At 73.0% G+C, this 8,975-nt stretch carries 9 protein-coding genes; 4 read left to right on the forward strand and 5 right to left on the reverse strand.

Going from position 1 to position 8,975, the window contains the following annotated elements; translation table 11 throughout:
- Positions 1 to 158 precede the first annotated feature (158 nt).
- Genes E1298_RS39835 through E1298_RS39845 form a run of 3 tightly spaced genes read left to right on the forward strand, consistent with a single transcriptional unit; the run spans position 159 to position 3,821 of the window.
- Entirely contained in the window at positions 159 to 1,253 is a 1,095-nt protein-coding gene (locus tag E1298_RS39835; RefSeq protein ID WP_131902569.1) for an ABC transporter permease, read from the forward strand.
- Positions 1,250 to 2,323 (forward strand): sugar ABC transporter substrate-binding protein, encoded by a 1,074-nt coding sequence (locus tag E1298_RS39840; protein ID WP_131902570.1) that lies wholly within the window; start codon positions 1,250 to 1,252, stop codon positions 2,321 to 2,323. Before E1298_RS39835 ends, E1298_RS39840 begins: the two co-directional genes overlap by 4 nt.
- Before the next feature lies 1 nt (position 2,324).
- Entirely contained in the window at positions 2,325 to 3,821 is a 1,497-nt protein-coding gene (locus tag E1298_RS39845; protein WP_131902571.1) for a sugar ABC transporter ATP-binding protein, read from the forward strand.
- 31 nt (positions 3,822 to 3,852) lie between these two features.
- Here E1298_RS39845 and E1298_RS39850 read toward each other — a convergent pair whose 3' ends face one another.
- The 4 genes from E1298_RS39850 to E1298_RS39865 all read right to left on the reverse strand — a co-directional run bounded on the left by E1298_RS39850 (position 3,853) and on the right by E1298_RS39865 (position 7,667).
- A complete protein-coding gene (locus tag E1298_RS39850) occupies positions 3,853 to 4,803 on the reverse strand; it encodes a TIGR03621 family F420-dependent LLM class oxidoreductase (RefSeq protein WP_165975890.1) in 951 nt (316 codons plus the stop codon).
- A gap of 79 nt (positions 4,804 to 4,882) precedes the next feature.
- A complete protein-coding gene (locus tag E1298_RS39855; RefSeq protein ID WP_131902573.1) occupies positions 4,883 to 5,389 on the reverse strand; it encodes a GNAT family N-acetyltransferase in 507 nt (168 codons plus the stop codon).
- Positions 5,390 to 5,428: 39 nt separating this feature from the next.
- The gene (locus E1298_RS39860) at positions 5,429 to 6,358 is read right to left on the reverse strand and encodes a cytochrome b N-terminal domain-containing protein (protein ID WP_243726107.1); all 930 of its coding nucleotides are present in this window, start codon (positions 6,356 to 6,358) and stop codon (positions 5,429 to 5,431) included.
- Between the two features lie 244 nt (positions 6,359 to 6,602).
- Positions 6,603 to 7,667, reverse strand: coding sequence for a phosphotransferase family protein (locus tag E1298_RS39865; protein ID WP_341770692.1), 1,065 nt, complete (start codon positions 7,665 to 7,667; stop codon positions 6,603 to 6,605).
- A 147-nt stretch (positions 7,668 to 7,814) separates the two neighbouring features.
- Between E1298_RS39865 and E1298_RS39870 the strand changes: the two genes are divergently transcribed.
- Positions 7,815 to 8,177 carry a VOC family protein gene (locus E1298_RS39870; RefSeq protein WP_131902574.1) on the forward strand — a complete coding sequence of 121 codons (363 nt, stop codon included), beginning with the start codon at positions 7,815 to 7,817 and terminating at the stop codon, positions 8,175 to 8,177.
- A 22-nt stretch (positions 8,178 to 8,199) separates the two neighbouring features.
- Here E1298_RS39870 and E1298_RS39875 read toward each other — a convergent pair.
- On the reverse strand, positions 8,200 to 8,975 hold a 776-nt coding region (locus tag E1298_RS39875; protein ID WP_243726108.1), incomplete at its 5' end, for a hypothetical protein.

The following is an 8,975-nucleotide window of genomic DNA, read 5'->3' on the forward strand; positions in this document are numbered from 1 at the left end:
GCCCGAGCCCGCCCGCGGCACCGGTGACGAGCGCGACCCGCTGCGTTCCGTTCATGGAGGTCAGCGTGGGGCCGCGCCCCCGGTGCGGACAAGGTGCGTTTTTCACTCACTGAAACGCGACCCTTGTCGTCGCCTCCCGCCGGTCACATGCTCGCCGCATGTCCGCACCACAGCCGTCCGCCGCGCCGGCCTCAGCGAACGAGACCCCGGGGTCCGCCGCGCCGCGGCGCCGGTTCCGCCGCCCGATCCCCGACGAGGCCGGCGTCGTCGGGGTGCTGGTCCTGCTGGTCGCCGGCGTCGGGCTGTTCGAGCCCGACTTCGTCCGCACGACGAACCTGCTCACCACCACGCACAACGCGGTCTACGTCGGGCTGATGGCGTGCGGGATGGTGTTCGCGCTCGCCATGCGGGAGGTGGACCTCTCGGTCGGCGGGATGTACGCGATGGGCATCGTCGTCGGCGCGCTGCTCATCCGGGACGGGGTGAACACCTGGGTCGCGGCGCTGCTCGTGCTGGCCCTGTCGGCGCTGGTCGGCGCGATCAACGGCGTCGTGACGACCTATCTGCGGCTGCCCTCGTTCATCGTCACGCTCGCCACGTCCATGCTGCTGCGCGGCGTGGGGCTGGCGCTGGCCGAGGGCAAGCAGATCACCGACCTGCCGCAGGACGACGCGTTCTTCCGCGTGCTGGGCGGCGAGGAGACGCTCGGCGTCCCGAACGCGGTGTGGGTGTTCGCCGCGTCGGTGGTCGTGCTGACCGTGCTGTTCACCCGGACGCGGTTCGGCGCCCGGGTGCGGGCCATCGGCTCCAACCCCGAGGCCGCCGAGTTCGGCGGCCTGCCCGTCACCCGCACCCGCATCGCCGCGCTGGCGCTGTCGGGCCTGATGGCGGGACTGGCGGCGGTCCTGGCCCTGGCGTTCTTCATCGCCGGCGACCCCACCATCGGCCAGGGCTACGAGCTCACCGCGATCGCCGCCGCCATCATCGGCGGCACCCCGCTGAAGGGCGGCAGCGGCTCGGTCCTCGGCGCCGCGGCCGGCACCCTCATCCTGGGCGTCGTCACCGCGGCGCTGGTGTTCTTCGACGTCCCCATCAACTGGACGACCTTCGCGACCGGTGGCGTGATCCTCGTCGCCGTGGGCGCCGCGCCGCTGCTGCGCCGGTTCCGTGACCTGCGGCCCGAGCGCGAACCGCGCGCCGGGCGCGACCCCCGCCCCGCCCGGGGCGGGCGCTCATCAGGGAGGACCCCATGATCCCGCGTCCCCGCGGGCCCCTCGCCGCGGCCGTCGCCCTCGCGCTCGGCGCCGCCCTCGCCACCGCCTCGTGCGGCGACGACGGCGGCTCGGGCGAGGGCAAGCGGCTGAAGATGGGCATCGCCGTCGCCAACTACAGCCTCAACTTCGCCCGCGAGATGTACGAGGGCGCGACCGAGGCGGCCAAGCAGGCCGGGAAGATCGACTTCAAGGTCGTGGGGCCGCCCAACACCGACGGACCCGCCGAGCAGCAGCTGTTCCAGAACCTCACCGTCACCCACCCCGACGGGATCGTGCTGGAGAACCTCGACCCACCGATCTTCACCCGGCCCGCGGCGCAGGCCGTCCGCAAGGGGATCCCGATCGTCGCGCTCGACACGGCCCCGACGGACGGTAGCAGGGTCGACTTCTACGTCGGCAACGACAACTACGAGCTCGGCACGCTGCTGGCCCAGGAGACGGTCAAGCGCCTCGGCGCGAACGCCAAGGGCACCGTGGTCATCGGCGTGCCCAACCCGGGGGCGCCCGTCCTGGACAGCCGGGCCAAGGGCATCAAGGACGGCCTGGCCAAGCAGGCGCCCGGGATCCGCGTGCTCGGCCCGTTCCAGACCTACAGCGACCCGGCGCAGAACTACGGCGCGTGGCAGTCGCAGGTGAACGCCAACCCGAACGCCCTGGCGTTCCTCGGCGTCGGCGACGCCGACAGCTACAACCTCGCCCGGCTCAAGGAGCAGAAGAAGGGCAGGTACCTCACCGCGGGCTTCGACGTCGACCCCAAGACCCTGGACGCGGTGAAGCGGGGCACGAACTTCGTCGGGATCGACCCCGAGCACTACCTCAAGGGCTACGTCTCCACCGCGATCCTGATCAAGGCGGTGCGGGAGAACGACGGCAAGCTGCCGTCCGGCTGGTTCAAGACGCCGGGCCTCGTGATCGACAAGACCAACATCGACGAGATCCTCAAGCGGCAGCAGAACGTCCGGAACGCCTACACCTGGTACAAGCCGCAGCTCGACAGGCTCCTGGCGAACACGGGCGCGAGCATCCGGCCGCTCAGGGAGGCCCGCTGACATGCTGGTCGCCTCCGGCCTGGTCAAGCACTACGGCGGCGTCACCGCGCTGGACGGCGTCGGCATCGACCTGCGGGCGGGGGAGGTGCACGCCGTCGTCGGCGAGAACGGCGCCGGCAAGTCCACCCTCGTCAAGATCATCTCGGGGGTGGTGCGGCCGGAGGGCGGCACGATCGAGCTGGACGGCGCGCGGGTCCGGTTCTCCGACGCGCGGCAGGCCGCCTCCCAGGGCGTGGCGATCGTCTCGCAGGAGCTGATGACCTACGACGACCTGACCGTGCTGGAGAACCTCTTCCCGTACGGGGCGCCGCGCCGCGGCGGCCTGGTCAGCGCCCGGGAGATGCGGCGGCTCGCCCAGCCCGTCCTGGACGAGCTGGGCCTGGACCCGCCGCCGCACGTCAGGACCGGCGAGCTGCCCCTGGCCGACCGGCAGCTCCTGGAGATCTGCCGGGCGCTCCTCCAGGACCCCCGCGTGCTGATCCTGGACGAGCCGACCTCGGCGCTGCCCCGCGACGCCGCCGCCCGGCTCGCCGCGGTCACCCGGCGGCTCGCCGGGCGGGGGCTGGCCGTCCTCTACATCTCCCACTTCCTCGAAGAGGTCATGCGGGTCGCCACCCGCGTCACCGTCCTGCGCGACGGCAAGGTCGTGCTGCCGGGCGCCCCGGCAGCCGACGTCGGGCTGGACTTCCTGGTCACCGCGATGCTCGGGCAGCCCGCCCGGGACGCGGCGCCCCCGGCCGCCGTCCCGCACCGCCCCAGCGGGACGGCGGTCTCCCTCACCGGCGTCACGGTGCCCGGCCGCCTGCGGTCGGTGTCGCTCGCGGCGGCCGGCGGGGAGATCGTCGGCCTGGCCGGGCTGCAGGGCTCGGGGCACCTGGCCGTCCTCGACGCCGTCTGCGGCCGGGCCCGCCCGTCCGCCGGCGAGGTGCGGCTGCCGAACGGCCGGTCGCCCCGCTCCGCCCGGCACGCGGTCACCGAGGGCGTCGCCTACATCTCCGGCGACCGCAAGGGCCGGGGCCTAATGCTGGACAAGCCGCTGTGGGAGAACATCACCTCCGTCAGCTGGCTCGGCCAGGGGCGCGGCGGCTCCATGCCCCGCCGCGCCCGCCTCATCGAGCGCGCGCACGGGCACCTGGAGCGACTGCGGATCCGCGGCGACGTCCGCGCCCGCGCGGGCGAGCTGTCGGGCGGCAACCAGCAGAAGGCCGTGCTGGCCAAGTGGCTGGACGCGGCCCCGTCCGTCCTGGCCCTGGACGACCCGACCCGCGGCGTGGACGTCGGCGCCCGGGGCGAGCTGCACGGGATCGTCCGGGACCTGGCCTCCGCCGGCCGGGTCGTGCTGATCGCCTCCACCGACCTCGCCGAGCTGGTCGAGCTGTGCCACCGCGTCCTGGTCTTCCAGCACGGCCGCGTCGTCGACACCCTCGACGGCGACCGCCTCACCGAGCCGGAGCTCAGCCTCGCCATGAACGCCGGCTTCGCCGATCCCGCCCTGTGATCCCGCCCTGTGATCCCGCTCCGTCGCCGGGTCAGGACCCGGTGAGGAGCGGGATCACCGGGGCGAAGGCGTCCATGTGCGCGTCGGAGACGAGGTAGTAGGTGAAGCCGTAGCGGTCGCGGCGGGCGATCATCTGCTCGGCGATGTGCTCGGGCGGGCCGACGAACTGCGACGGCATGTCGAGGACGAGGTCGGTGGACGAGGCGCCCCAGCCGCGCAGGACGGCCACGCGGGCGGCGGCGCGGCGGGGGTCCGGGCCGATCGTCGGGGACACCAGCATGCTGAGCTCGACATCGCGTCCGGCGGCGGCCTCCCGGACCCAGTCCGCCTTGCGGGCGATGGTGCCGGGCAGGCGCTCGGTGATCTCGTCGGAGATCGTGCCCGCCGGGAGGGCGCGGGGGAGGATGCCGGCGGTGTCGGCGTGCCGTCCGGCGATGCCCAGCATGCGCTTGCTTCCCGCGCCCACGAGGATCGGCGGGCGGCGCTTCGGGCGGGGGAAGACCGCCAGGCCGTCGATCCGGTAGTGCTCGCCCGCGAAGTCGGTCTTGTCGCCGGAGAGCAGGCTTCGCAGGACCTCCAGCGACTCCTCCAGGCGTCCCACCCGCGTGCCGGCGGGGTCGAACGGCATCCCGGCGCGGTCGTACTCCTCGCGGAGCCAGCCCGCGCCGATGCCCAGCTCGAACCGGCCGCCGGACACGTGGTCGAGCGTGGCGGCCTCCTTGGCGAGCATCGCCGGGTGCCGGTAGTCGTTGGCCAGGACGAGCGTCCCGACGCGCAGCGTGGTGGTGGCGCAGGCGGCGGCGGTCAGGGCGACCATCGGCGACAGCTGGTCGCCGAAGTCGTCCGGGGTGAAGTGGTCCCGCAGCGTCAGCGTCGCGTAGCCGAGGTCCTCCGCGCGGCGCGCAGTCGCTACCAGGTCCGCGGCGGTGCGGACCGACTCGCCCACGACGCCGAAGCGGAAGGGCCGGTGGTGTTCGTCCATAGGACGAGCATGCCCCGTGAATGGAACGTTCCGCTGGCAGGAATCCGACATGGGGTTCGGCCCCGCCCGAGCCAGCGAGTCACCCGTGGAGGCGCTGGGAGAGGAGCCGGCCGGGCCACTCGCCGACCGCGAACTCGGCGACCGCTTCGAAGCCGTTGCGGCGGTAGTAGTCGACCAGGCGGCCGTCCCCGCCGCCGTAGCAGTCGACGCGCAGCAGGGCGGCGCCCTTCGCCCGCGCCTCGTCCCGGGCCTTGGCGATCAGGGCGGCGCCGACGCCGAGGCCGGCGAACGCACGGTCGGTCACCAGCAGCGTGATGTAGAGCTCGGGCTCGTCGATCGCGTCGACGTAGTGCGGCGGCTCCGGCGAGACGGCCAGGATCCCGGCCGGGCGGCCGTCCACCTCGGCCACCCAGATCTCGTCGGAGCGCGCGATGCCGCCGATCCGCTCCACCCGCTGCGGGCTGGCCGACCAGGGCTCGCCGCCCCACTGGCCCGAGCGCCCGTTCCTGGCGAGCCACTCCACGGCGCCGTCCATCATGGCCATGATCACCGGCACGTCGTCCGTGCCGCCCCTGCGGATCTCCATCGCACCTCCCCGTGCGGTCCGATCCTCCCAGACCGGTGATCATCCGGGCGAGACGGGCCTGCGGTCCCGGTCCTGCGCCGGTTCCAGCTCGCCGTCGGCGAAGAGCCGCGCGAGGGGACCGCCGGACGGGGACGCGCCCGGCACCGGCGGGCGCAGCCGCTCGGCCGCCTCCGGGGGCAGCGGGCGCGTCCGCTCGCTGTAGCCGCCGGACGGGGACCGCACGATGACGCCGGTCTCCACGCCGTGGCCGAGGATCGCGCGGTCGCGCCGCTGGAGCCCCAGGCAGATCCTGCGGGTGACGGCGAACGCCAGCACCGGCCCGGCCAGGACGGCGGCGCGGAAGAACCAGGTCGTCGCGAACAGCGACAGGTGGAACCGGTCGGCGATGACGTCGTTGCCCGCCGCGGCCCACAGCACGCCGTAGAAGGCGATGCCCGCGGCGCCGAGCCCGGTCCGGGTGGCGGTGTCGCGCGGCCGGTCCAGGACGTGGTGGAGGGCCTGGTCGCCGGTGGCGCGGCGCTCCAGGAACGGGTACAGCGCCAGCAGCGTGAAGAACACCGTGATCGCCAGCAGCGGCACGACGACGCCGAGCGCGAGGGTGTGCCCGGCGACGGCGACGTCCCAGCCGGGCATCAGCCGCAGCGCGCCGTCCCCGAACGCCAGGTACCAGTCCGGCTGGGAGCCGGCGCTGATGGCGGTGGGGGAGTACGGCCCGTACAGCCAGACCGGGTTGATCTGGACGAACGCGGCCAGCAGCACGGTCACCCCCGCGGTGAACAGCAGGTACGCCGCGGTCTTGGCCATGAAGACGGGGAAGAACGGCTTGCCCTCGACGGCCCTCTCCGTGCTGCGCCCGTGCCGGAAGTCGGTGTGCTTCTGCACCCACGGCAGGACGATCGCGTGCGCGGGGACGAGCGCCAGCATCAGCCCGGGAACCAGCAGGACGTGCACGATGTACAGCCGCGGCACGAGGTCGGTGCCGGGGAACTCCCCGCCCAGCAGGAAGAAGCCGAGGTAGGAGCGCCGCCCAGTGGTGCACCTGCCGCAGCGGCACGTACGAGCCGTCGTAGACGATCTCGGCCATGCTCGGTTTGAAGAAGAACGTCAGGAACACGCCGGACGCGAGCAGGACGAGGAACGAGTACAGGGCGATCTCGCCCAGGAGGAGCGACGTAGTACGACGATGTGTAGTACTACAAGGGGTAGATAAAGATCAGGTCGCGATGAGCTCCTGCGCGCGCCGGAAGAGCCCCAGGGTGATCGAGTGCAGCAGGTCGCCCGTCTCCGCGGACGCCTTCCCGGCGCACGCGCGCGCGTGGGTGCCCTCCAGGACGATGCCGAGCTTGAAGCACGCGAGCACCGCGTACCAGGTGATGGACGACAGGTCCCGCCCGGCGACGGCGTCCGCGCGCTCGGCGTAGGCGGCGACCAGCTCGTCCGCCGCCGGCAGGCCGCCCGCCGCGCCGAGCGGGCCGGCCAGCGACGCGCTCTCGTCGCCGTCGACCGGCCAGGTCGCCAGCAGCCAGCCGAGGTCGAGCAGCGGGTCGCCGATCGTGCACATCTCCCAGTCGACGATCGCCGCGACCTCGGGGCCGTCATAGGAGTACATCAGGTTGGCCAGGTGGTAGTCGCCGTGCATGATCCCCGGCCGCCACGTCGCGGGCCGGTGGGCGTCCAGCCACCGGGCGACCTCGTCCAGCCCCGGGATCCGCGGCCCCGGGTAGCCGTCCAGCGCGCTGTAGGACTCCAGCTCCGACCTCCAGCGGCCCACCTGCCGTTCCAGGAACCCGCCCGGCCTGCCGAAGTCGCCCAGCCCGGCCGCCTGGTGGTCGACCGCCCCGAGCGCCGACAGGGCCCGCGCCGCGTTCAGCCCCATCGCGTACCGGACGGAGCGGTCGGCGGCGTGCGGATCGGGCAGGGTCACCGAGGCGTTGAAGCCCTCGACCGGGGTCATCAGGTAGAAGACGGCGCCGCCCATGACCGTCTCGTCCGGGCAGGCGGCGATCATGCGCGGCGCGGGCACGCCGGTGCCGTCCAGGGCGGCCAGCACGCGCGCCTCGCGCCGCAGCACCTCGTTGGTGCGCGCGCGCAGGTGCGCCGGGCCGCGCCGGAGCACGTAGCCCCGGCCGCCGCGCCGGAAGCGGATCAGCATGTTCTGCGTCCCGCCGGTCAGGGGCGCGACGTCCTCGAACGGCCCGCCGGGCAGGCCCTGGCCGTCCATCCACCCGGCCAGGACGGCGAAGTCCACGAGCGCGGGGTCGATCCGCTCAGGCTGCACGGCGGTTTCCTTTCTGACAGGAAGGTTTACCGGAGAGTAACAGTCATGCGGCGGAGGCTCGCCCGCTGAGGTCACATTCGTCCAAGACCCGTGTGACCTGCGCCGACAGACTGGGCAGATCACCTACGACGACCCATGGAGGACGATATGACGAGCGAGATCCGGCGGACCTTCTACCCGCTGATCAGCTACAGCGACCCCGGCAAGGCCATCGAGTGGCTGGAGCGGGCCTTCGGCTTCACCCCGCACGAGGTCTTCAAGGACGAGCAGGGCAACTTCGTCCACACCGAGATGAGCTACGACACCGGCATCTTCATGTTCAACAAGGGCAAGCCCGGGACCTCGGCGCTCTACGTGGCCGTGGACGACCCGGACGCCCACTACGCCCGCGCCAAGGCCGCGGGCGCCGAGATCTTCCGCGAGCCGGCCGACCAGGACTACGGCTCGCGCGAATACGCGGCCCTCGACCCGGAGGGCAACGAGTGGTACTTCGGCACCTACCGTCCCTGAGGACCCGGCGACGGGCGGCACTTCAGTCCTTCGCGGACGGACGGCCCGCGACCAGGTCGCCCAGCGCGGTGCCGAGCCGCTCGATGGGACGCCGGTACCTGCGCTCACGGGCCTGGGCGCGGCGCTCCTTGCGCGACCCGGCAGGGTAGCGGCGGCGGGCCCAAAGCGAGTCCGGGCGGGCGAGGCGGACGGCCCCGATCAGCGCCAGCACCCCGATGAACAGCCCGATCAGGCCCATCCAGATCTTTCCCTTGAGGAGGGCCACCACGGAAGCGCACAGATCGAACAGGAGCACGAGCGCGATGTGCCACAGCCCGCCGCCGGGGGAATCGTCCACGCCCAGCGGCCGCAGTCCCAGCAGCAGCAACCCGCACAGCGCGACCGTGATGAAGACGACCTCGACCGAAAGCCTGCCCTGCTCGCTCCAGTAGACGTCCTCCAAGTGCAGGACCAGGGCGAACTCGTCCAGGACCAAGGCCGTGCCCGCCCCGAAGAGAGCGGCCGCGGCCCCCGCCCAGCCGGACGACCCGTCGGCGACGGCCAGGCCGCCGACGCCGCCCACGCACATGAACACCAGGCCGAACACCACGTGATGGACATGCCGGCCCCCGGGCGTGACGTTCCCCGGCCACCAGCGCGCCTGCCGTCGGATCATCCGCACGCTGAACCGGATGAACACGAACGCCGCGATGAACGCCACGAAGAAGCAGAACAACCTGAGCCGGCCGGTTTCAGCGATCTCTCTCGTGAACCACTGCCCCATGATCAGCACCCCCCGGGTGGTACCTTCCCCTGCCC

It is taken from the genome of Actinomadura rubrisoli (assembly GCF_004349215.1).
In the GTDB taxonomy this organism is placed as follows: Bacteria; Actinomycetota; Actinomycetes; order Streptosporangiales; family Streptosporangiaceae; genus Spirillospora; species Spirillospora rubrisoli.